Genomic DNA, 22,759 nt, shown 5'->3' with positions numbered 1-22,759 from the left:
TGCGGTAGGTGGTCTACTTTTCCTGTTTTTTTAATAATATGCATGCCAGCAATAAATAAGCGGTGCCGAAGGCAGCAAGTGCGGCATATTCTGTAGCAAAGTCTGTGATGCCCAAACCCTTGGTAAAGCCGCCCATGCTGATGCGTTGAAACCATGAAGCGGGAAAACCCATGCCCATGACATAGGCACCGCCGCTCATAGAGGAAACGGGATACTTCATCCCGGAAAAGTTTATCGTCGGAATCATAGTACCGAGAGAAGCAATAAAGAAAGCAGCGGTTTGCGATTTGGTGAACGATGAAATTAACAGCCCTAGCGCAGTCGATGAACTGGTGTACAGCAGCGAACCCAAGACAAGGGCGATCAACGAGCCTTTCAAGGGTACGCCGAACCAAAGCACTAACATCATAGACAAAATAGCAAAATTGAACAGTCCTATCACCAGATAAGGAATTTGCTTGCCAATCAAATATTGTGACACAGCGGCAGGGCTGGCATATAAATTGGCAATAGATCCGATTTCGCGTTCCCGAACAACAGACAGCGCCGTCATGATGGCGGGTATCATCATCAGCACTAGCATAATTACATTAGGCGTAACAGCATTAACGCTTTTGAAATCTTGATTATACATAAAGCGGGGAGCCAGCTCAGCATATGTAGGCAGCTCGATGCCGCGTTCTTTCAGCACCTCTTTGTTATAACTGTTCATTATGGCGGAAACATAGTTGGAGATGGCCGCCGCGTTAAAAGGCTCGACCCCGTCGATATACACGCCTATTTCCGGCTGTTCAACTTGGCTGGCGCGGCGCCCGAAACCGGCAGGAATATCCAGCACCAGCGAAACGCGGTGGCTTTTGAGCATAGCTTCGGCATTGCGCAGACCTGCGGGTGGCGGCATTTCTTGGAAGTACGACGACCCACGGAAATATTCAACCACTCGGCGGCTTTCAGAAGATTGGTCGTGATCGAGTACCGCATATTTGAGCTCGTTTACATCAAACGAAATCGCCCAGCCGATAGAGGCCAACATAATCACCGGGCCGAAGGCGGCGAAAAACAACCGGATACGGTCACGCAGCAATTCTTTCGCTTCGCGCGCAGCAAAGGTGCGTACGGTGGAAAACCAATATTTAAGCGAACGAGTGCGGCGTTGTTTGTCGCCTATCGATTTTTCAGACAGGCTTAAACCAGTTGTTTGTTGCTGAGGGTCGCTAGCAGACGCGGCCGTTTGCTCGAATAAGTTGGCCTTTTCGTTTTCTATAGGCAAAGTAGGGGCGGGCACTGCTTTTTCAGACAGGCCTTCTTCTTGCGCTTCTCTTACAGCATCTTGTTCCAGATAATAGATAAACGCTTCTTCTGTATTTTCTTTGCCGCTTTTCTCTACTACTTCTTTAGGCGTGCCGACAGCGAGCACTCGCCCACGGTGCATGAGCGAGATGCGATCGCAGCGGTCGACTTCGTTCATAAAATGAGTGGAAACAAAGATGGTAATGCGGTCTTGGCGCGATAATTTCAGCAGCGTGCGCCAAAACATATCGCGTGCGGCCGGGTCGACACCGGAGGTCGGCTCGTCCAGAATCAATACCTCCGGATGATGCAGACAGGCGGCTGCTAGCTGAAGGCGCTGGCGGATGCCCAGTGGTAGGGAAGAAGGCTTGGTATCAGCCACCGTGCTTAAATCGAATTGAGTCAGCGCATCTTCCACCGCTTGCGCGCTTGCGTCGCCCATCTGATAGAGTTTGGCATGCAATTCAAGGTTTTGACGTACCGTCAGCTCTTCATATAGCGAAAACGCTTGCGACATATAACCCACGCGCATCCGTGTTGCCAGATTACCAGCATTAATCGGTTGCCCAAGCAATTCGGCGCTTCCTTCGGTGGCGGGCAGCAGGCCGGTAAGCATTTTCATCGTAGTTGATTTGCCGCAGCCGTTGGAGCCCAGAAAGCCAAAAATTTCACCTTTTTCAATTTTGAAGCTGACATGGTCAACTGCGGTAAACTGTCCGAAACGCTTGGTCAGGTTATGGGCTTCCATAGCAGGGGGAGAGTTCGGGTCGGCGATAAACGGGGTAATTTCCAAAGCGCCAGCTCCTTGTTGCTTTTCCTCCGGCAGCATTTTGACATAGGCTTCTTCCAGCGTACGGGCGCCGTAACGCGCCATGACTTCATTGGTAGGGGCGTTTACCAACAGCTTGCCGTCGTCCATTGCCAGCAAATGCTGGAATTGTTCCGCTTCATCGATATAAGCCGTAGCAACAATAACGGTCATGCCGCTGGTTTCATGGAGCAAATCATTGACCAGCGACCAGAATTGGCGCCTTGACAGAGGGTCGACACCAGTGGTCGGCTCATCAAGAATCAGCAGGTCGGGCGAATGTACAAGGGCGCAACACAAGCTCAGCTTTTGCTTCATCCCGCCGGAAAGTTTGCCTGCCGCCCGATCAGGAAAGGGCGCCAGTCCGGTTGCTTCCAGCAGCCTGCCGATTCGGGTTTTGCGTTCTTTCGCTTTAAGCCCGAACAGCCGCGCGTGGAAATCGACGTTTTCATAAACGGAAAGCGTCGGGTAAAGGTTTTTACCCAAACCCTGCGGCATGTAGGCGATGCGGTGTGACATTTCCTGCCGCACGGCCTTATCGGCCATATCGCCGCCCAACACGTCGACCGTGCCTGTTTGGATAATCCGTACGCCGGCAATCAGTGAGAGCAAAGTCGATTTGCCTACGCCGTCCGGCCCGATTAGGCCTACGGTAACGCCGCGCGGCAAGGAAAACGATATGTCGTTCAGCGCGCGGACTTTGCCGTAATGATGTGATACGGATTGGAGGGAAACAGCAGTTTCTTGGCTATTCATCATGATTGCTCTATTTTTTAAGCAGGTATCAGGTCGACCCGTTCCGCCCTCAGTTTCAACGCTTCGTTCGTTTGCTTAAACCTGGCTAACGTGTCATTTTCAAATGAGAGTGCAAATAAATTGACCAGTAAGCCATTAGTTTGACCATCGGGTAATCTACTGCATAATACTTGCAGTTGAGGGCAGCTAGCAAAATCAATCAAAATCCGCCATACGTCTGCCGCAGGTGCTTGGGTAAGGGCTTCGGTGATCAAAGTTTTTCTCATTGGGTTTCCTTTTTGTTCAGACAAGCATGCTGCCAGGGGTTAGACATTTAGGAATATCACATTCAAATGTATATCTGAAAGCCATCATTTTCATACGCTAATACTAATCCGGCAATTTAACAGTCAAATTGGAAGGCCATTGCGCTTTGGTATCGGTGCGCACATAGCCGTTGCCGGTCATGCCGCCTTTGAGCAAGCCTTGGTATTTCAAAGCTGTTTCCATCGGCACTTTCAATTTCACTTTAAACATCAACTTTTCACGCTCGTTCCGCGTTTCCACGCTTTTGGGCGTGAACTGGGCATCGGTTGCAATAAACGAAATCACCGCAGGAAACACGGCTTGGATTCCGTCTAAAACGATGCGCGCCTCATCGCCCACTTTCAAACGGCTCATATCACCGTTGGGCAAGAAAATATTCATGGATGCGTCTGACGGATCAAGTAGGCTTACCACTTTGCCTCCCGAGGCGATGACATTGCCAACTTCGGCGATTTTGTATTCAACCATTCCGGTTTTCGGGCTGCGGATAACCATATCGTCGTTGGCGGAAGAAGCCTCATCAATCTGCGCCTGCGCCGCTTTGACCGAGGCTAGCGATTCCGACCGTGCGGCACGAGCCGATTGCAAGGCAGCCGCGGCGCTATCGCGTTCGGCACGGCGTTTTTTCACTTCACTGTCCGACACCAATTCGTCGCTTCGCAATTTCTGCGCATTATCCAAGTCCAGCTGCGCCACTTTCAACCGCTGCTCGTAAGCCTTGATTTCCGCATCGGCGCGGGCAGAACCTTCTTGAGCACGTTGTTTTTGCGCTTTGGCCGCTTCAACGCGGCTATTGCTGGTTTCGGAGGAAAGCTCGGCCAAAATATCGCCTTCTTTTACTCGGCTGCCTTCATCCACCCGCATCGTTTTGATCCGCCCGGGATACAAACTGGCTACGTCGAAACGCTCCAATTCTAATCGCCCGTTTGATTGAGTAAAACCAGCGGGCAGGGCGCTTGCATTCTGCTTTTGATACACATACCAGCCAGCTGCTGCCAAAGCGGCAATGACAGCCGGAACAACGAACCAGTTTTTTTTCATGGGATACTCCGTGGAGATTTATCATCAATTAGCCAAGAACGGCCATTTCTTTATTTTTCGATTCCGGCGTTTCGTAATGTTTGCCAAACAAAGCATGAATCGCCCATTCGATACGCTTCGGGCGCGATGCCCACTTCAATTACACGCAAGCCAATAACCATCGGCACCATTACACCTCTCATCAGATACATGAAATATTGCGACATCAACGCTTGAGCCACTATGCTCTGATCCAGCTTCAATAAATTGGTTGTGAGTAGTTTGAGACATAACATAATGATTTATATAATTTATATATTGGACATATATCCAGTTTAGTTAAAAAAAATAGAAAATGCAAGTAATAAAACTAAAATGACTGCCAACAAAGTCTTAAAATATCATTGTTTTATTAAATATAATAAAGGATTATGTGACATTAGCTCCACTAACAATACAACATAACCCATATTGGCGAGGCGGGCGCCTAGGTTGGCAGTGTTAGATGTTTTACTGATACCGCCTTTTTTACTACAATAGTAATCATTTTAATTTCGCATAATCACTATTATGTTAAATAATTTGCAAGTTAAATATACATCAACCAATTTTTATCCTTATAATACTTTATTGATAAATTTGCCCTTGATGCTCTAGCCAGCCGTCTGTGTGCTTTTGTGACGGGTCTTTATGAGTCCAATGAATGACACCACCTTGTTTGCTCCATTCATACTCGCCGTAAAACTTAACTGTGTCGCCTTTTCGCAAGTTTTTAATTTTTTGTGCCAAATCGATATTGTGCGCAATTAAGATGGTTTGGCCATTATTTAACCTAATGATAAAACGCTGGTGGCGAGAGCCTTTGTTATCATCCAGCAGAACTTTACTCACTATGCCTTTGCCTTCGATTTGCAGATTGCTCTGATTGTTTTGATGAGCCTCCTTTAATTTTTGTTCGAAAGCGGCTGTTTTTGTATCATCATCTATCTGTGAATTGTCGGTGGCATCAGAAGACGCGGTAATGGTTTCATGATTTTTGGATTGTTTGATTAATTTATCCGAGTATTGCCAGCCGAATGCGGTGATGATGGCTACTATAAGAATGATCAGTTTATTTTTATTCATGTATTTTGCTTTTCAGGCAGGCATTAACGTTTGTATTTTAAATCGTAGCGAATGTCTTTCATGACACTAACTAAATTGTGTTCAAGTACTTCTTTGACCAAACCGGGCGCTTCTTTGGCTAGTGTTTCTTGAATTTGGTAAGTTAATACGGCAGTTTGTTTTTGTACGGCAGTTCGTATCATTCCGGAAACGGCATCGGTTAAGTGCGGTAGTAGTTTAGCGGTCAGGCGATCCAGCAACTCTTTTTCAGACAGGCAGGTAACCGGCTGATTCGGGGCGATTTTTGGATTAATAACGTTGATGCTGACGGGTATGTTTTCATTGGGAATCGGCGGTGTGTCTTTGTCGAAAAATTCTTTTTGTTCGACAACAGGTTCTGTTTTATTTGAACGCTTGGGGTTCAGCCAAACCGTATGCGTGCTTTCGACGGCATCCTCTTCCACTTCCCCTTGTAAAGCAGCTTGGGCGGCAATCCAGTCTTCTTGCAATAAAACGGAAGTGTCTTCAACCGGTTTGTCGGCGGTAAAGTCTGCGTTGATTTCTTCTTGCCATTCGCGCAAATATTGATCCAAGGCACGTTCACGGGCTTCGGTTTGTGCGATGTTACGTATGGCTGCCTGCGGGCGGATGGCGTTGCTGATTTGATTGGTGCCGGCAGATGCGGGCGCATTATTGCGGCGTCGCAATTGTTCGAGTTTGCGTTCCCATTCTTCTTGCTGGTTTTGCGGCAAGTTATGATGTGTCGAGCTGAATCGTTTGTTGGTCATTCTTTTTGCTTTCTTTGTTGGCGTTTGAAGACTTATAATCAGGGCTTCATTTTATCAGATTATCCGAAGGAAGATGATGAGTAGCTTGGATCAGAGGGTTGAGTTTTTGGAAGAAGCCGGTGAGGTGTTGCGCATGCAAAATCGAGTGCTGGCCACTGCATTAAAAGGCCTTATCCGCGCCCTGCCCGCTGATATGGCGCAGGATGCGGTTGAATCTATTCAATTGGCGTTTGAAGATGTGTTAGCGGAATTGAGCTATGAAAATAGCCCGCATATTGATTTGTTTCACGATGTAACTTATGCTTTTTTCAGAGAAAAAGAGATGTGAGCTTATTTCAAAGACAATGCCTATCTGAAATAATGCCGTATTGTGTAAAGTCATGATAAAATAATTTATCTATTGAAACAGGATTACCATTATGAGTATGAGAAAATGGCTGGGTGCAGTTTGCGTTTGTTCGGCACTGGTATTGAGCGGTTGCGGCGGGCAAGATAAAGAACATGGCGGCCAAGCTTCTGCTGCCGGCAGCGATAAGGTTTATCGTGTGGCCATGAATGCTGAATTTGCTCCGTTCGAATCATTGGATAACAATAATCATGTGGAAGGTTTCGACGTAGATCTGATGAATGCAATGGCTGCTGCAGGTAATTTTAAAGTCGAATACAAACATCAGCCTTGGGATAGCTTGTTTGCTGCTTTAGGCAACGGTGATGTTGATATTCTTGCTTCTGCCATCACCATTACCGACGAACGCAAACAAACCATGTCGTTTACCGATCCTTATTACAAGATTACCCAAGTGATTCTGGTACCGAGCGGCAAAAACATTAAAAATGTGGCGGATCTGAAAAATGCCAACAAAGTGGGCGTGGTTACCGGACAAACCGGTGATTTTGCCATTACCAAAATGTTGGGCAACGGCAGCAGTAAAATTGCCCGTTTCGATACTCTGCCCTTGGTTATCAAAGAAATGGAAAGCGGCGGCTTGGATGCGGTGGTAACCGACAGTGCCGTCGTCGGCAATTACTTGAAAAACAATCCGGGTAAAGGTTTTACCGTAGTTGAAGCGCCTGATTTTACTGTGGAAAATTATGGTTTTGCCGTACGCCAAGGCGACAATGCTACATTAGACATGTTAAATGCGGCATTGAAAAAAGTACGTGAAAACGGAGAATATGAAAAAATCGAAAGCAAATATTTTGCCAAATAAGCTTTCATAATTAATTTCAATCTGTCATGCCTGTCTGAAAACGCCTTAGCTAATGCACTTTGCCGTTTTCAGACAGGCATTAATCATCTTCTGGTGTTTTCTACATGCTCAGTTATCGCCATGCCTTTCATGCCGGCAACCATGCCGATTTGCTCAAACACTTTACGCTTTGGCTGGTTTTGGAATATTTTAACCGCAAAGATAAACCTTATTGGTATATCGACACTCATAGCGGCGCCGGTTTGTATAAGCTGGATTCGGAACAAGCTCAGAAAGTGGGGGAATATAAACAAGGGATTGCGCTGCTGCGTAAAGCGGAAGCTTTACCGGAGGCATTAACTTCATTCAAAGCCTGTCTGAAAAAAATCTTACCTGATGAAAACAGCTATTGCGGTTCCCCTTTTCTGGCTGCTCAAGTTTTACGATCGGAAGATAAAATGCGTTTATTCGAGCTGCATCCGGCGGATTTCGCATTTTTACAGAACCATGTTGCCGAATGGAAAATCAGCAAACGTTGTATTGCTAAGCAAGAAAACGGTTATCAAGGCCTGATTGCCCTGCTGCCACCCCCTACCCGACGTGCTGTGGTATTGATTGACCCGCCCTATGAAGAAAAGCAGGATTATGAACGTGTGGTAGAAACCTTGAAAAATGCGAAAAAACGCTTTGCCGAAGGTTGTTATTTAGTTTGGTATCCCTGCCTATCACGAGAAGAAAGTCGCAAGCTTCCCGTTGCTCTGAAAAAGCTTTCACCTGAAAATTACCTATGTGCGGAATTACACGTGCACCATCCGCGTGCCGATGGTTTTGGCATGCACGGCAGCGGTATGTTTATCATCAATCCGCCCTATCTGCTTACTCAGCAGCTTGCCGCCAGCTTGCCAACTTTAAAATCCCTTTTGCAACAAGACGAAGGCGCGCGGTTTGAACTGGATTATCAGATTGCCTGAAATCAATGTTTTCTCGAAACTTTATTGGGCACTATCAAAATCATACCTATTATTTTATTATTGTTAACATAAAAGTGCCTGCCTGAATATTTTCAGACAGGCATCTTATATTTCTCAGCCCTCTACCCTCTTTCAAATTTCAAACCGAAATGTTGATAACTTCGTTCGGTAGCCATGCGGCCGCGCGGGGTGCGCTGCAGAAAACCTTGCTGGATTAAGTAAGGTTCAATCACATCTTCAATAGTATCCGTACTTTCTCCGATGGCAGCAGCCACGTTTTCCAAGCCGACCGGGCCGCCGCTGAATTTGTGCAGAATGGCGTCGAGAAATTTCCGGTCCATCACATCCAGCCCTTCCGCATCCACATCAAGCATACTCAACGCAGCGTCGGCGATATCGGCAGTAATTTTACCGCTGCTTTTGACTTCGGCGTAATCGCGTACGCGGCGCAATAATCGGTTGGCGATGCGGGGCGTGCCGCGGCTGCGGCGTGCGATTTCCATTGAGCCGGTATCATCGATATCCAGTTGCAGCAATGCGGCGGAGCGACCGACAATGATTGCTAAATCCTCATTACGGTAAAACTCCAAGCGTGAAACAATGCCGAAACGATCGCGCAGCGGGTTGGTCAACATACCGGCGCGAGTGGTGGCGCCAACAAGTGTAAACGGCGGCAAATCGATTTTTACGGAACGGGCTGCCGGCCCTTCACCAATCATAATGTCAAGTTGATAGTCTTCGAGCGCAGGATAAAGAATTTCTTCCACTACCGGACTAAGACGATGAATTTCATCGATAAACAAAACATCGTGCGGCTCAAGATTGGTCAGCAATGCGGCCAAATCGCCGGCCCGCTCTAAAACAGGGCCGCTGGTTTGCCGCAGATTCACGCCTAATTCCCGCGCAATGATGTGGGCCAATGTGGTTTTGCCCAGCCCCGGCGGGCCGAACAATAAAGTATGGTCAAGCGCCTCGCCCCGTTTTTTGGCGGCTTGAATAAAAATTTCCAATTGTTCTTTCGCTTTGGCCTGCCCGATGTAATCGGCCAATGCTTTCGGGCGCAGTGCGCGCTCAAGCTGCTCTTCCTGAGCAGAAAGCGGTTTCGGAGTGATCACGCGCTCGTTGCGAGCGGCGGTAAGGTTATCGGTTTGCAGCATAATGTGTATGTCGGTTCGGATTCAGGCCTTAATGATACCCGAAAATCAGCTATGCCTGTCTGAAAGCTTTTTTTGGTTTGATGAAGCGTTGCTGCGGCTTATTCGTAGATGCCGTCTAAAATCAGTTAAAATAGCGCCCTCCCTCAATCTTATAGCATAAACATCATGAATATCCTGCAATTAGAAAATTGTTCTTTCGCTGTCGGCCATGTCGCTCTGTTGGCCGATGCGTCTTTCCAGCTTGATGCAGGAGAAAAAATCGGTTTGATCGGACGCAACGGCGCGGGTAAGTCTTCTCTATTGAAAATTTTGGCCGGCGTGCAAAAGCCTGACGATGGCCGTTTGATTGTGCAAAACGGCTTAAAAACCGTTTATGTGCCTCAGGAGCATTTTTTTGATAACGAGGCAACCGTATTTGATACGGTTGCCGAAGGTTTGGGTGCTTTGCGCGAACTGCTCGGGCGTTATCATCAAACCAGCTTGCGCCTGGAGAGCGAATCGTCAGACGAATTGCTCAAAACGTTGAATGTCCTGCAAACCGAGTTGGAAGCTCTTGACGGTTGGCAGTTTGATGCAGCTATCCGGCAGGCTATCGGCGAACTTGGCCTGCCTGAAAATGAAAAAATCGGTAATCTTTCCGGTGGGCAAAAAAAACGGGTGGCCTTAGCGCAGGCGTGGGTGCAAAAGCCCGATATCCTATTGCTCGACGAGCCCACTAACCACCTTGATATCGACGCGATTATCTGGCTGGAAAACCTATTGCAGCAATTTAGCGGCAGTATGGTCGTTATTACGCACGACCGCCGTTTCTTAGATAATATCGCCGGCAGAATCGTGGAATTGGATCGCGGCGTATTGCGCTCTTACGAAGGCAGTTTCAGCAAATACAGCGAGAAAAAAGCGCAAGAGCTGATGGTGGAGGCGGAGCATAACCGCTTATTCGACAAATTTCACGCACAAGAAGAAGCGTGGATACGCAAAGGCATTGAAGCGCGACGTACTCGAAACGAAGGACGAGTACGCCGCTTGGAAGCATTAAGGCGCGCTCGATCAGAGCGTCGGGAAAGACAAGGGCAGGTCAATTTTAAGCTCGACAGCGGCGAGAAAAGCGGCAAAATCGTAGCGGAATTGGAACATGCCGGTTTTAGCTACGGCGATAAAGTAATCATGCACCCTTTTTCCACCGTTATTCAACGCGGCGATAAAATCGGTCTTATCGGCCCGAACGGCATCGGCAAAACCACTTTCCTCAAATTGATTCTGGGCGAATTACAGCCCACCTACGGCCGCATCCGTATCGGCAGCAAGCAGGAAGTGGCCTATTTCGACCAATTCCGCAGCGCGCTCAACGAAAATGACACGGTGTTTTACACGCTGGGCCAAGGCAACGATTATGTGGAAATCGGCGGTAAAAAACGGCATGTGATGGGTTATCTGGAAGATTTCCTGTTTCACCCCGCTCGTGCGCAAAGCCCTGTTTCCTCACTTTCTGGTGGCGAGCGCAACCGCCTGTTGTTGGCTAAATTATTTACACGCCCCGCCAATATTTTGGTGCTGGACGAACCGACCAACGATTTGGATATCGAGACGCAGGAATTGCTGGAAGAATTGCTGCGCGATTATAGCGGCACGGTATTTCTGGTCAGCCACGACCGTATGTTTTTAGATAACGTTATCACCCAAAGCATCGTTTTTGAAGGTGAAGGAAAATTGAAAGAGTACATCGGCGGCTATCAGGATTATTTGGATGCAAAAGCACGCGAAACAGCGGCGCAAACGCCAACCGCCGTGAAAGCCACAACGATTGACGCAGAATCGGATAAAACAGGCAAACCCAAAGCCAACCGTACGGTTAAGCTTTCCTATAAAGAGCAACGCGAGCTAGATGCCCTACCCGATGAAATCGCAGCATTGGAAGCAGAACAAAGTAGCTTGAACGCGCAGCTTGCCGAACCTGAAATTTTCAAAGATTATGAAAAAGCCGGCGCTTTGCAAGCACGCGCAGAAACCATCGAAACGTTGCTGTTGGAAAAACTGGAGCGCTGGGAAATGTTGGAAAGCAAGCAAAACGGAGCAAGTTAAACCAAACTCACCTAATTAACGGGCATAGTTGATATGCCCGTTAATGTTTTATAGTAAAGCAACTAATACGATAATTTTTGCCCTTGGCCTCTTGACTTGCAATCGTCTACATGGTGTCTCCATCCGATGCTCTGGCTGGAAAGATAACCGCCGCCCTCTGGTCTCTCATAATTGTCCGTACAATTTGGATCAACCTGTTTGCCGGCAGACCCAGTAGCATAAGGGTTGATTGTCAAGTCCTCTGTATGGTAATTGCATGCACTGAATAAACATGCGCAGCAAAAAGCCAACAATACTTTTGTTGTCATCATTTTTTTATAAAAGCAACCTTTACAGCTGTTTGAAATTTGTTTCAATTTTTGTGCCTCATCTTTTTGCATCATCTCGCTCCTTATTTTGTTCAAATTTTTATATTTTTGAGAATTTAGTTTGTAAATTTATTTATCATATCATTGGAACATTTAAAACGGCATCTGCTGGGTGTTTCAGGCAGGCATCGGTTTGTTCGTTCTGCGCAATAAATGCCTGTCTGAAAATCTAAAAAGCCGTGCGCTAGACTTGATTCGGGTATAATCATATTTTCCGAAGCAGCCATTGCCACATCCGTCTAAAAATGTCTAAAAAAACCAAGCACGAACTCGAAAACAACAAATTAAACAAACGACTGCGCCATGCCGTGGGCGATGCCATCAACGATTTCAATATGATTGAAAACGGCGATAAAATCATGGTCTGCCTCTCTGGAGGCAAAGACAGCTATGCCCTGCTCGACATCTTGCGCCAGCTGCAGGCCAGCGCACCGGTTTCGTTTGAATTGATAGCGGTCAACCTTGATCAGAAGCAGCCCGGTTTTCCCGGGCATGTGTTGCCCGAATATTTGGAAAGCATCGGCGTGCCTTATAAAATCATTGAGGAAGACACCTATTCAGTGGTGAAACGGGTGATTGAAGAAGGCAAAACCACCTGCTCGTTATGCAGCCGTTTGCGCCGTGGCGTGCTTTATCGCGTGGCCAAAGAATTGGGCTGCACCAAAATCGCGCTCGGCCATCACCGCGACGATATTCTGCAAACGCTCTTCCTTAATATGTTTTACGGCGGCAAGCTGAAAGCGATGCCGCCGAAACTGGTAAGCGACAATGGCGAACACATTGTTATCCGCCCTTTGGCTTATGTAAAAGAAAAAGATTTGGAGCGTTATGCTGATTTGAAGCAGTTTCCGATTATTCCGTGTAATCTGTGCGGCTCGCAGCCTAATTTGCAACGCCAAGTCATCAAAGAAATGCTGCAAGATTGGGACAAACGCTTTCCCGGCCGCATTGAATCGATGTTTTCGGCGCTGCAAAACGTGGTTCCCTCGCATCTGGCGGATACCGGCTTATTCGACTTTGCCGGTTTAGAACGCGGCCAAGTCTTGAAACATGGTGGTGATTTGGCTTTCGACCGCGAAACCATGCCACACAGTTTTTCAGACAGGCATAGTGAGGATTCTGATGAAATCAAGATAAGCATGCCTAAAACGGTAATCAATATACTGGCCAGCAAACCTAAATGTTAATAGTCTATTATAAAAGGAAAATGTTATGAATGAATTCCCAAATGCTGCTTTCCCTGCCGACAAACAGGTTGAAGTTAAAATCGCTTCCGTCGGTGCTCGGGTTGCTGCTTATATCTTAAATATTTTATTTCTCATCTTAGCTATGGTGCCAATGATAATCTCCTTGATTGTGTTGGTTATTTATAAAATGCCTCATCGTCAAAACGGTGATGCAAGCAATCTTGAAACGGCATTATCTACTACTGCTATGCCGAGTGGCGTTTTCTCCCATCCGGCGTTTTTACTATGCGTTGCCATCTTTTTGGCTTTCGGCATTTGGCAAATTGTGATGATGAGTAAACGAGGCCAATCGCTAGGTAAGCGCTTGCTTAAAATTAAAGTGATTAAGACCAATGGCGAAGAAGCGGGCTTTGTCGGCACAGTCTTGATGCGTGAAATTGCCTTTAGCTTTCTGGTCGGGCTGGTTACTGCATTAATTGGATTCATCATCAATATGGCGATGCCCGATTCACCAGAACCGTTAAAAGAGTTACTCAATAATCTCATTAGCAATCTACCTTACCTGATTTGTTTTATTATGCTTTTCAGCATTAAACGTGATCGCCGGACTTTACAAGATTATCTGGCCGATACCGTGGTAATCAAACTTCCGGATTAACCTTCAATGCCTGCCTGAAAATTGTTTTTAGACAGGCATTTCTCCCTCATCATTAGGAAAAATATGACCATCATCCTTATTCTTGCCGGTTTAATCTGCTTGGTTATCGGTTTACTCGGTACCATTTATCCCGCCATTCCGGGGCTTGGTTTAATGTTCGGCGGCGCGTGGCTGCTGGCTTATGCCGGTGATTATCAGATTATCGGCAGCGGCACATTAATCACGCTCGGCATTTTTGCCGCTGCCGGCACGGCTACCGATTATATCGCTGGCATGCTCGGCGCCAAATTTACTGGAGCGAGTAAAGAAGCCATATGGGGCTCGTTTATCGGCGGTATCGTCGGTGCTTTTTTCAGCATTCCGGGTTTGTTGCTTGGTCCAGTAGTCGGTGCGGCGACTGGGGAAATCATTGCCCGCAAAAACATACGCTCCGCGGGCAAGGTCAGCATAGGCACTTTTATTGGCTTTATCCTCGGTGTGGTTGCCAAAGTGGGCTGCGCGGCGGCGATTGTGATTACTTTGGCGGTGATGTGGATCATCAGCTTGTTTAATTGATTTAGGCACCTCAATAACAACCTTTCAGATAATCAATGCCTGTCTGAAAAAATAAAAATCTTATTTTCAGACAGGCAAATGAATAAAGCCGATAATCAGCCAGAAGAGCGCTGATTATCGGTTGCTTTTTATAAGGCTAGTTAATGCGGCCGAATTTACCGCTATTGAAATCCTGTACGGCTTGGCGGATTTCTTCAGTGGTATTCATCACAAACGGGCCATACCCCGCTATCGGCTCATCAATGGGTACGCCTGATAGCAGCAGGATTTTAAGCGTTTCTTCTCCTGCTTCAATCCGCACTTCCCCACCGGCATTTTCAAAGCTCACCAACTGACCCGCTGCGGCTTTATCGCTACCGTTGAAGGTTGCATTGCCGCGCAATACCACCATCGAAAGATTATGGCTTTCCGGCACGCGGATACGCGCTTCTTTTCCCGCTTCAATCACCATATCCCATACATTCATCTCGGTAAAGGTTTCCGCCGCCCCTTTCACGCCTTCATATTCTCCTGCAATCAAGCGCGCATGACCGGCATTATCTGGCAACGACACCACAGGAATATTTTCTTGAGCCAAATGCTGGTAACGCGGCGAGGCATTTTTATCTTTTGCAGGCAGATTAACCCAAAGTTGCACCATTTCAAACACGCCGCCGCGCAATCCGAATGCTTCGGAATGAAACTCTTCATGAATGATGCCGGAGCCGGCCGTCATCCATTGCACATCGCCTTCGCGGATAACACCGCCGCCGCCGCTGGAATCGCGATGTGCCACCTCGCCTTGATAGGCGATGGTAACGGTTTCAAAACCTTTATGCGGATGTTGGCCGACGCCGCGCGGGCTGGTCGTTCTGCCCGGCTCGAATTCGCGAGGAGCCGCATAATCCAGCATCAGGAAAGGGTCGGTGCCGCGGTCTTCTCCCATGTGGGAAAACAAAGGTTGCACCAGAAAGCCGTCGCCTACCCAATGTTGGCTGTTGGCACGATAAATTTGGCGTATTTTTCTCATTTTCAAATCCTTTCGATATGTTGTGTTTCCAATAATCATTAATGTTTTTTCATACCCGATGCTTGAGCAGCCCTGAGTTTGGCGGGAGTAACATCGTTACCCTCGCTATCAATAACTGTAACGGCTGATAACATATGCTCCAACTGCCCGCGTATTTGGCTCAAATAAGCCCGGCGCAGGGCGGCGCGTTCTGTTTGCTCCTCCTCGCTTAAAGCCTCGTTTTTTGCTTTTCGGGCCAGCTCGTTGATTCGGTCTAATTCTGCGATACGCATAATGCGCTCCTTTCTTGCCTAATGCCTGTCTGAATGATTCCAAACCGCCTAAATGATTAACTTTTTGGAATTTTCAATGGGCTTTTGATTCGTTTAGGTGTATTATACGCAGTACAAATCTTTATACAAGTACGCACATTTTTTATACTGTAACCGTGAGAACATTGGTATGGAAATTTCGAGCAACGAATACAGTGCCTGTTGCCCCGTCAGCACCACGCTAGGCATCATCGGTGGTAAATGGAAGGTCTTGATTCTTTATCATTTAAACGGCCATACCTGCCGCTTTAATGAATTGCAACGATTGATGCCTGCCGTTACCCAGCGCATGCTGACCTTGCAACTGCGCGAGCTGGAAAGTGACGGCATCGTGCACCGCGAAGTTTATCCGCAAGTGCCGCCCAAAGTAGAATATTCGCTTACCGAATTTGGCCGTACGCTGATACCGGTTATCGAAGCGATGCACAGCTGGGGTGTCCAATATGCAGATGAATGCCGACAGCACAAAAAATAAACAATAAAATATGCCTGCCTGAAATTTCAGACAGGCATCAAAGCCTTGGGAATCGAGTAAAATGGAGAGACTGTAAATACAGCACCTCCACGCCCATTCGAGAATAACTTTATTTCCTATACATAAACTAAGGAATCCGTCATGCCTTCACCCAACTATTCCGCCCAACTGGCTGAAAAAGTTGCCTATCTGAAAAATCTCTTTGCCGATTTAAACCCGCCCGAGCTGGAAATACTGCCTTCTCCGGAAAAACATTACAGAATGCGCGCCGAATTTCGCATATGGCATGAAGGTGAGCAGCTTTGCTATGCCATGTTCGAACCGGGGAAAAAAGCCGGTACGGCCTCTTTAATCAAGCTTGAAAATTTCCCGCCGGCTGCCCGGCCGATAAACGACTTGATGCCGCTCCTGCTGCAGCAAATTCAAGCCGAGCCGGTATTGAAAAACCGGCTCTACCAATGCGAATTCCTCAACACGCTAAGCGGAGATATGCTGGTCAGCTTGATTTATCATAAAAAACTGGACGAATCATGGCGCTCGGCCGCCGAATCCTTGCAGCAAAAATTAGGCATTTTCATCATTGGCCGCAGCCGTGGTCAGAAAATCGTGTTAACTCAAGACTTCGTTACCGAAAGGCTCATTATCGGCCAGCAAACCTTTGTCTATCGGCAGATTGAAGGCAGTTTTACCCAGCCCAATGCCGTTGTATGCGGCAAAATGCTGGAATGGGCGTGCAGCGCCGCGCAAGGTTTGGACGGCGATTTACTGGAACTTTATTGCGGCAACGGCAACTTCACCCTGCCCTTATCCCATCATTTTCATCGCGTACTCGCTACCGAAGTTTCCAAAACCTCTGTAAATGCCGCCCAATGGAATATTCAGGCCAATCAACGCAACAATATAGACATCATCCGTTTATCCGCCGAAGAATTTACCGAAGCCTATCGAGGCAGCCGCGAATTCCGCCGCTTGAAAGAGCAAAGCATTGAACTGAAAAACTATCGCTTTTCCACCATTTTTATCGATCCGCCGCGTGCAGGCGTTGACAACAAAACGCTTGATTTGGTGGCAAGCTTCGACAATATCATCTACATATCTTGCAACCCTGCAACCCTGCACCAAAATCTTCTAAAATTACAAAAAACTCATCAAATTGCCCGCTTCGCTTTATTCGACCAATTTCCATTTACCAATCATATCGAAAGCGGAATGTTATTGAAAAAACGATAGGTTTTAATCGATTGGTAGTTGCGCCTAATGGAGCAAACGACAAGCCGGACGAAACTCAGATGCGGGCATTTTATGCGGAACACGGCCAAGGCGTGAATTATCACGCCGGAACTTGGCACCACCCTTTGCTCACCCATAGCGAAATAGGCAATAGCGGGGATTTTATCGTGGTAGACCGCATAGGAGCGGGCAATAATTGCGATGAAGTGGCATTAGCCCGCTCTTGGGTGGTAACGGGAGAATATCGATGAATAGTAAAGCGTGGGTAATCTGAACCGTGTGTAGCAACCTACCCTTGAATAAAAGCCGTTAAAACAGGCTATTCGAAAAACAAATGTTCTCGGATAGCCTGTTTATTATGTGTTAAAAACTATTTGCTGCTGCTTGCTGCTGCACCGCAATGGAAACAATAACGGTTAAATGCACTTTTGCGAGTTTCGCAACAACCGCAACGGTTAAACAGGTTGATGCTGCAATGGGGGCAGTAATCCAGATCGGGCTGTTGAAAATCCAAAGGCCTTTCGCAGCCGGGGCAGATGCCTTTCGCCAAGCACTGTTGAGCACGGTCGTAATCCAATTGATGTTGGCGCTCATCAACAGGCAAGGTTTCTTCGTTTTGTTTGCGCTCCAAATAACGGTTCATTGCACCAATAGCATAGCGGCCAACCAAAGCCGTCACCACAATGCCTACTGCATAGCGCACATAACCGCCGTAGCTCGGCAAATATGGTACGAGTTCGACGAAAAAGGCAAATAAAGCGAAATAAATGAATCCCCAAACAAACGGCCACCATTTTGAGTGGCGTTTTTTGGCAAATAGATAAGCTCCTATCAATAGCAAAGGAAGGGTTATAGCCAGCCGATAACTGAAAACCTTCAATTCGATGCGGCGATCGTCAGCTTCTTTAACCTTTTCCGCTTCAGATCGAATGGCTTCGATTTTGAGGTTGTTCTGATTGATTTTTTGCGTGTTGTCCAACTGATTCTGCTTAAGCGCGTCTAAACGCCGTTGCAATTCCTGCTCTTTGGCTTTGAGACCATCTATTTTACGTGTGCGGGCGATAACTTCGGGGTTTTGCTCGGATTGCTCAGTAGCCGAACGGGCCGCCAGCCAATTGTTCAGGCCTGTTTGCTCGGTTTCTGTCTGATTTTTCTGTTTCCCCAAAGCGAGAGAGGCTTGCTCCAGCGCTTCGGATAAGCGGTTTTCTTCATTTTCAAGGCGGTCGCGCTCTTTCAATAAAGGATCGGCTCCCTTGCCGCTCATATAGTATTCAATATCTAAAGGCTCGCTAACGGTGGGTAGATCGCCGATGATTTTCCCGCCCAAACCGATAAGGAACGAGGCGAAAATAAAAGCAATCAGCCACAAACCGCGCCGAAACCATTGCTCAGGAAGCCGATTGCCAATGGATTTAGCCTGTTTCATTGTTTAACCCTCTGTGTTTGTTGAATATTAATATAAGTATAACGCGATTCATCTAGCAGAATAATTTAATTCATTGCATTTGATGATTTTTGTGAAATAAAAGCCTGTCTGAAATTTTCAGACAGGCTTTTTTATATTAGCAAACGATTTATTCAGCTTTCTTTCTGCCAAGTATCTTTCAGGGCCACCGTGCGGTTGAATACCGGTTTGTTTGGCGTGTGGTCGTAACGATCGGTTACAAAATAGCCCAAACGCTCAAACTGCCAGCGGCTTTCCGGAGGTAATGCGCTTGCGGCCGGTTCAATGTAGGCGGTTACTTCGGTTATTGAATTCGGGTTGAGAAAGTCGGTAAAAGGCAGATATTCGCCGTCTGCCCCGCGTACGGCATCGGGGCGTGCTTCGGTAAACAGGCGGTCGTACAAGCGTACGGTTGCCGGCACCGCATGTTCTGCCGACACCCAGTGGATGACGCCTTTCACTTTTCGGCCTTCCGGATTTTTACCCAGCGTATCATGGTCTATCGAACATTTCAGCTCGATGATATGCCCTTCTGCGTTTTTAACCACTTCGTCGCATTTCACCACATAGCCGTGACGCAGGCGTACTTCTCCGCCGGGCGTTAAACGCTTCCAGCCTTTGGGCGGCACTTCGGCAAAATCATCGGCCTCGATATAAATGGTTTGGCTGATAGGAATTTCCCGTTCGCCCATCTCTTCATGATTCGGATGATAAGGCGCACGGCGGCTTTGGGTTTTACCCGCTTCAAAATTGGTTAAGGTTACTTTCAGCGGGTTTAATACGGCCATCAAGCGAGGGGCTGAGTTTTCCAATTCTTCGCGGATGGCGCCTTCCAATACGCTCATGTCAACGACGTTTTCCGATTTGGAAATGCCGACACGCTTGGCGAACAAGCGTAAACCTTCGGGCGTGTAACCCCGACGGCGCATGCCCGAGATGGTAGGCATGCGCGGATCGTTCCAACCGCTGACGCGGCCTTCGGTAACCAACTGGTTCAATTTACGCTTGGATGTTATCGAATAAAGCAGCTCCAACCGTGAAAATTCGTACTGCCGCGGGCGAGTTGGGTGCGGCGCGGGAATGTTGTCGAGCACCCAGTCATACAACGGGCGGTGCGCTTCGAATTCCAAGGTGCACAGCGAATGGGTGATGCCTTCAATGGCATCGGAAATGGCATGGGTGTAGTCGTACATCGGGTAGATGCACCATTTGTCGCCGGTATTGTGATGATGGGCGCGGCGGATGCGGTAAATCACCGGATCGCGCATGTTTACGTTGCCGGAAGTCATATCGATTTTTAGGCGCAAAGTTTTACTGCCGTCCGGAAACTCGCCGTTTTTCATGCGCATGAACAAGTCAAGATTCTCTTCCGGGCTGCGTTCGCGATAAGGGCTGTTTTTACCCGGCTCGGTTAACGTACCGCGGTATTCGCGCATTTCTTCGGGCGTTAAATCGTCAACGTAGGCTTTGCCGTCTTTTATCAGGCCGACGGCATAATCGAACAGCCGGTCGAAATAATCGGATGCGTAATGCGGCTCGCCTGCCCAATGAAAGCCAAGCCATTCGACGTCGGCTTTAATGGAATCAACATATTCTTGATTTTCTTTTTCGGGATTGGTGTCGTCGAAACGCAGGTTGCACGAGCCGTCGTAAACATAGGCAAGGCCGAAATTCAAACAAATCGATTTGGCATGACCGATATGCAGGTAGCCGTTGGGTTCGGGAGGGAAACGGGTATGGATGGCGGTGTGTTTGCCGTTTTTGAGGTCTTCTTCGATGATGGTTCGGATAAAATGGTTATCGGCGAATTGGTCTTTATTCAGCATTCGTTTATGGCCTTTTTCTCTTTTCAGACAGGCATGTGAGGAATAAAGCCTGTCTGAAAAAACAATCTGTATGGAAAGCTGCTTATTGTACCTTAAATCTGCCAATCAATGGGCGAAAGGCCGTGTGCTTGGAGATAGGTGTTGGCCTGTGAGAAATGGCGACAACCGAAAAAACCGCGATGGGCGGAAAGGGGCGAAGGATGCGGCGCTGTCAGCACCAAATGGCGATGGCGGTCGATAAAACTGCCTTTTTTCTGCGCATGGCTGCCCCAAAGCATAAATACCAGATGTTCACGTTGTTCGTTCAGCCGGTTGACAACGCAATCGGTAAAGCGTTCCCAGCCTAGCGTCGCATGAGAATGCGCTTGGCCGGCGCGTACGGTCAGCACGGTATTCAGCAATAACACGCCCTGCTCCGCCCAGTGTTGCAGATAGCCGTGTTGTGGTATGCGGAAGCCTTCGATATCGTCGGCCAGCTCTTTATAGATATTAATCAATGAAGGCGGTACTGGTATTTCAGACCTCACGGAAAAAGCCAAACCGTGCGCCTGCCCTGCCCCGTGATAAGGGTCTTGCCCCAAAATCACCACTTTCACTTGCTTGAATTCGGTTGCTTTAAATGCATTGAACACATCGGCAGCGGGCGGATAAATAATTTGTCCGGTAGCGCGCTCGGCTTTGACTGTGTTCAAAATTTTCTGGAAATAAGGCTGCTCTTTTTCGGCGCCTATGGCGTCTTTCCATGTTTGCATAAACTTGCGGCTTTCAAAATTGTTAGGCGAAAACGGAAACGATAAAAATAGTACAGAAACATAGCACAATGCCTGTCTGAAAACTGGTTTTCAGACAGGCATCTGTTTGATTAAGGCGACAAGCGCTCCTTAATCCATGCACCGTCTACCAAGCGGTAGCGAATACGGTCGTGCAAACGGCTCGGACGGCCTTGCCAGAATTCAACCGAATCGGGAATAACCAGATAGCCGCCCCAATGCGGTGGCCGCGGCACATGCAGCGGATGCCGCGCGCCGACCGCCGCCGCCTTGGCAACCAGCATCGCCTTGCTTTCTAATACGCTGCTTTGCTCGCTAGCCCACGCGCCGATTCGGCTGGTATACGGGCGGGAATTGAAATAGTCGTCGGAATCTTTGTCCGCCAGCTTTTCCACACGTCCTTCCACTCTTACCTGCCGCTCCAGTTCCGGCCAGAAAAAAGTCAATGCGGCAAATGGGTGCGCTGCGATTGCACGCCCTTTTTGGCTTAGATAATTGGTAAAAAATACAAAACCTTGCGGGTTCACTTCTTTTAGCAAAACAACCCTGTTGCTCGGCCGGCCATCTTCCCTAACGGTGGCCACGTTGACTGCAGTCGGCTCGTGAACCGCCGCAGACATCGCTTCGCCCAACCATTTTTCAAACTGCACAATCGGGCTGGTGTCGCATTCTTTTTCAGATAATTCCCGCTTGCTATAGTCTTCTCTTATATGATGTAAATCCATGACGTCTCCTTTTTCAGACAGGCTTTCCTGCCCGTTTATTTTTTCAGATTGGTTTCATCTAATCTCCAAGCACCGCCTACTTCGCTACGCTTCATATGGTAGATTTTGTGATCCGACCAAAGCTCCACCTCTTTGATAAACCCTTCTTTTTCATTGCCCACCAACGTAACCGTGCTGAAAGGCTGATGCGGCACGCTGCTCACATCCACTTGGAAGAATTTCGGTTCGGTGGAGCCGCTGGTCATGATTTTAAACGGCAGCACTTTATTTTCCAACACAGCGATTTCGGCTGAAGTTTCCGGATTGTCGCCCGAAAGTTTGAATTGCCAGTTGCCATTATGCCAGATTTTGAAATTCACCTTGGGGGCATCGGGCGCATCAAACAGCGGCTCTTGGGCGGAAGAAGCGGAAAAAAGCATTTGGGTGCCGATAAAACCGAACACACACCCAACCAATAGCGCTAAAACAATGGGGGTATATCTGCCCATATTCATTATCCTAAAGACGGTGTAATAAAATTTTTTATATTTATATCATAAAAAATTTGGGCAGGCTGATTTATCAGGCAGGCGGGCAAAATTGCACCGTTTAAAAAGCCCGCACACGGCTTCGTTTCATAATTCTGATGCAGATAAAAAATCTCCAAACGCACAACACTCTGCCGCTAAATCTGCCCGATAGCCTAAACAAGCATACTGAAGAAGCGATTTTTTGATACAATAACGCGCC

The 22,759-nt window shown here is 47.7% G+C and carries 25 protein-coding genes; 10 read left to right on the top strand and 15 right to left on the bottom strand.

Annotated features, from left to right (window positions below):
• Positions 1-13: 13 nt before the first annotated feature.
• The 6 genes from rbbA to Q4A84_RS00815 form a co-directional block, all read right to left on the bottom strand.
• On the bottom strand, positions 14-2,857 hold the full coding sequence (rbbA, locus tag Q4A84_RS00840) for a ribosome-associated ATPase/putative transporter RbbA (RefSeq protein ID WP_303087032.1): 2,844 nt from the start codon (positions 2,855-2,857) through the stop codon (positions 14-16).
• Between the two features lie 14 nt (positions 2,858-2,871).
• The gene (locus tag Q4A84_RS00835; RefSeq protein WP_303087031.1) at positions 2,872-3,120 is read right to left on the bottom strand and encodes a hypothetical protein; all 249 of its coding nucleotides are present in this window, start codon (positions 3,118-3,120) and stop codon (positions 2,872-2,874) included.
• Positions 3,121-3,223: 103 nt separating this feature from the next.
• Positions 3,224-4,201, bottom strand: coding sequence for an HlyD family secretion protein (locus tag Q4A84_RS00830; RefSeq protein WP_303087030.1), 978 nt, complete (start codon positions 4,199-4,201; stop codon positions 3,224-3,226).
• A gap of 50 nt (positions 4,202-4,251) precedes the next feature.
• Entirely contained in the window at positions 4,252-4,476 is a 225-nt protein-coding gene (locus tag Q4A84_RS00825) for a hypothetical protein (RefSeq protein ID WP_303087029.1), read from the bottom strand.
• 331 nt (positions 4,477-4,807) lie between these two features.
• Positions 4,808-5,305 (bottom strand): DUF3465 domain-containing protein, encoded by a 498-nt coding sequence (locus Q4A84_RS00820; RefSeq protein ID WP_303087028.1) that lies wholly within the window; start codon positions 5,303-5,305, stop codon positions 4,808-4,810.
• A gap of 23 nt (positions 5,306-5,328) precedes the next feature.
• The gene (locus tag Q4A84_RS00815) at positions 5,329-6,072 is read right to left on the bottom strand and encodes a hypothetical protein (protein WP_303087027.1); all 744 of its coding nucleotides are present in this window, start codon (positions 6,070-6,072) and stop codon (positions 5,329-5,331) included.
• 76 nt (positions 6,073-6,148) lie between these two features.
• Here Q4A84_RS00815 and Q4A84_RS00810 point away from each other — a divergent pair, with 76 nt between their 5' ends.
• The 3 genes from Q4A84_RS00810 (at position 6,149) to Q4A84_RS00800 (ending at position 8,233) form a co-directional block, all read left to right on the top strand.
• Entirely contained in the window at positions 6,149-6,400 is a 252-nt protein-coding gene (locus Q4A84_RS00810) for a hypothetical protein (protein WP_303087026.1), read from the top strand.
• A 91-nt stretch (positions 6,401-6,491) separates the two neighbouring features.
• Entirely contained in the window at positions 6,492-7,283 is a 792-nt protein-coding gene (locus tag Q4A84_RS00805) for a basic amino acid ABC transporter substrate-binding protein (protein ID WP_303087025.1), read from the top strand.
• Positions 7,284-7,387: 104 nt separating this feature from the next.
• Positions 7,388-8,233 carry a 23S rRNA (adenine(2030)-N(6))-methyltransferase RlmJ gene (locus Q4A84_RS00800; RefSeq protein WP_303087024.1) on the top strand — a complete coding sequence of 282 codons (846 nt, stop codon included), beginning with the start codon at positions 7,388-7,390 and terminating at the stop codon, positions 8,231-8,233.
• Positions 8,234-8,355: 122 nt separating this feature from the next.
• On the opposite strand, the gene ruvB is transcribed toward Q4A84_RS00800, so the two are convergent.
• Complete coding sequence (gene ruvB / locus Q4A84_RS00795; protein WP_303087023.1) at positions 8,356-9,390, bottom strand: Holliday junction branch migration DNA helicase RuvB; 1,035 nt, start codon at positions 9,388-9,390, stop codon at positions 8,356-8,358.
• 165 nt (positions 9,391-9,555) lie between these two features.
• On the opposite strand from ruvB, the gene Q4A84_RS00790 reads away from it, so the two are divergent.
• Entirely contained in the window at positions 9,556-11,472 is a 1,917-nt protein-coding gene (locus Q4A84_RS00790; RefSeq protein ID WP_303087022.1) for an ATP-binding cassette domain-containing protein, read from the top strand.
• 62 nt (positions 11,473-11,534) lie between these two features.
• Here the strand turns inward: Q4A84_RS00790 and Q4A84_RS00785 are convergent, their stop codons facing one another.
• Entirely contained in the window at positions 11,535-11,855 is a 321-nt protein-coding gene (locus Q4A84_RS00785) for a hypothetical protein (RefSeq protein ID WP_303087021.1), read from the bottom strand.
• A gap of 230 nt (positions 11,856-12,085) precedes the next feature.
• Between Q4A84_RS00785 and ttcA the strand changes: the two genes are divergently transcribed.
• The 3 genes from ttcA to Q4A84_RS00770 all read left to right on the top strand — a co-directional run bounded on the left by ttcA (position 12,086) and on the right by Q4A84_RS00770 (position 14,240).
• On the top strand, positions 12,086-13,027 hold the full coding sequence (gene ttcA / locus Q4A84_RS00780; RefSeq protein ID WP_303087020.1) for a tRNA 2-thiocytidine(32) synthetase TtcA: 942 nt from the start codon (positions 12,086-12,088) through the stop codon (positions 13,025-13,027).
• Positions 13,028-13,052: 25 nt separating this feature from the next.
• A complete protein-coding gene (locus Q4A84_RS00775; protein ID WP_303087019.1) occupies positions 13,053-13,685 on the top strand; it encodes an RDD family protein in 633 nt (210 codons plus the stop codon).
• 63 nt (positions 13,686-13,748) lie between these two features.
• Positions 13,749-14,240, top strand: a complete 492-nt coding sequence (locus tag Q4A84_RS00770) for a DUF456 domain-containing protein (RefSeq protein ID WP_303087018.1) — start codon at positions 13,749-13,751, stop codon at positions 14,238-14,240.
• Between the two features lie 136 nt (positions 14,241-14,376).
• On the opposite strand, the gene Q4A84_RS00765 is transcribed toward Q4A84_RS00770, so the two are convergent.
• Complete coding sequence (locus Q4A84_RS00765) at positions 14,377-15,249, bottom strand: pirin family protein (protein ID WP_303087017.1); 873 nt, start codon at positions 15,247-15,249, stop codon at positions 14,377-14,379.
• 38 nt (positions 15,250-15,287) lie between these two features.
• Entirely contained in the window at positions 15,288-15,521 is a 234-nt protein-coding gene (locus Q4A84_RS00760) for a DUF896 domain-containing protein (protein WP_303087016.1), read from the bottom strand.
• A 169-nt stretch (positions 15,522-15,690) separates the two neighbouring features.
• On the opposite strand from Q4A84_RS00760, the gene Q4A84_RS00755 reads away from it, so the two are divergent.
• The 3 genes from Q4A84_RS00755 (at position 15,691) to Q4A84_RS00745 (ending at position 17,516) form a co-directional block, all read left to right on the top strand.
• Entirely contained in the window at positions 15,691-16,035 is a 345-nt protein-coding gene (locus tag Q4A84_RS00755; protein WP_303087015.1) for a helix-turn-helix domain-containing protein, read from the top strand.
• 141 nt (positions 16,036-16,176) lie between these two features.
• On the top strand, positions 16,177-17,265 hold the full coding sequence (trmA, locus tag Q4A84_RS00750) for a tRNA (uridine(54)-C5)-methyltransferase TrmA (protein WP_303087014.1): 1,089 nt from the start codon (positions 16,177-16,179) through the stop codon (positions 17,263-17,265).
• An 11-nt stretch (positions 17,266-17,276) separates the two neighbouring features.
• The gene (locus Q4A84_RS00745) at positions 17,277-17,516 is read left to right on the top strand and encodes an ureidoglycolate lyase (RefSeq protein ID WP_303087013.1); all 240 of its coding nucleotides are present in this window, start codon (positions 17,277-17,279) and stop codon (positions 17,514-17,516) included.
• Between the two features lie 119 nt (positions 17,517-17,635).
• On the opposite strand, the gene Q4A84_RS00740 is transcribed toward Q4A84_RS00745, so the two are convergent.
• The 5 genes from Q4A84_RS00740 to Q4A84_RS00720 all read right to left on the bottom strand — a co-directional run bounded on the left by Q4A84_RS00740 (position 17,636) and on the right by Q4A84_RS00720 (position 22,518).
• Entirely contained in the window at positions 17,636-18,691 is a 1,056-nt protein-coding gene (locus Q4A84_RS00740) for a serine endopeptidase (RefSeq protein WP_303087012.1), read from the bottom strand.
• 152 nt (positions 18,692-18,843) lie between these two features.
• The gene (locus Q4A84_RS00735) at positions 18,844-20,535 is read right to left on the bottom strand and encodes a glutamine--tRNA ligase/YqeY domain fusion protein (RefSeq protein ID WP_303087011.1); all 1,692 of its coding nucleotides are present in this window, start codon (positions 20,533-20,535) and stop codon (positions 18,844-18,846) included.
• 92 nt (positions 20,536-20,627) lie between these two features.
• Positions 20,628-21,287 (bottom strand): uracil-DNA glycosylase, encoded by a 660-nt coding sequence (ung, locus tag Q4A84_RS00730; protein WP_303087010.1) that lies wholly within the window; start codon positions 21,285-21,287, stop codon positions 20,628-20,630.
• 110 nt (positions 21,288-21,397) lie between these two features.
• Entirely contained in the window at positions 21,398-22,030 is a 633-nt protein-coding gene (pdxH, locus tag Q4A84_RS00725; protein WP_303087009.1) for a pyridoxamine 5'-phosphate oxidase, read from the bottom strand.
• A gap of 35 nt (positions 22,031-22,065) precedes the next feature.
• Entirely contained in the window at positions 22,066-22,518 is a 453-nt protein-coding gene (locus Q4A84_RS00720) for a hypothetical protein (RefSeq protein ID WP_303087008.1), read from the bottom strand.
• Between the last annotated feature and the right edge of the window lie 241 nt (positions 22,519-22,759).

The organism is Neisseria sp., from assembly GCF_030527965.1.
GTDB lineage: Bacteria > Pseudomonadota > Gammaproteobacteria > Burkholderiales > Neisseriaceae > Neisseria.
This window is presented reverse-complemented; position numbering and strand designations above follow the sequence as displayed.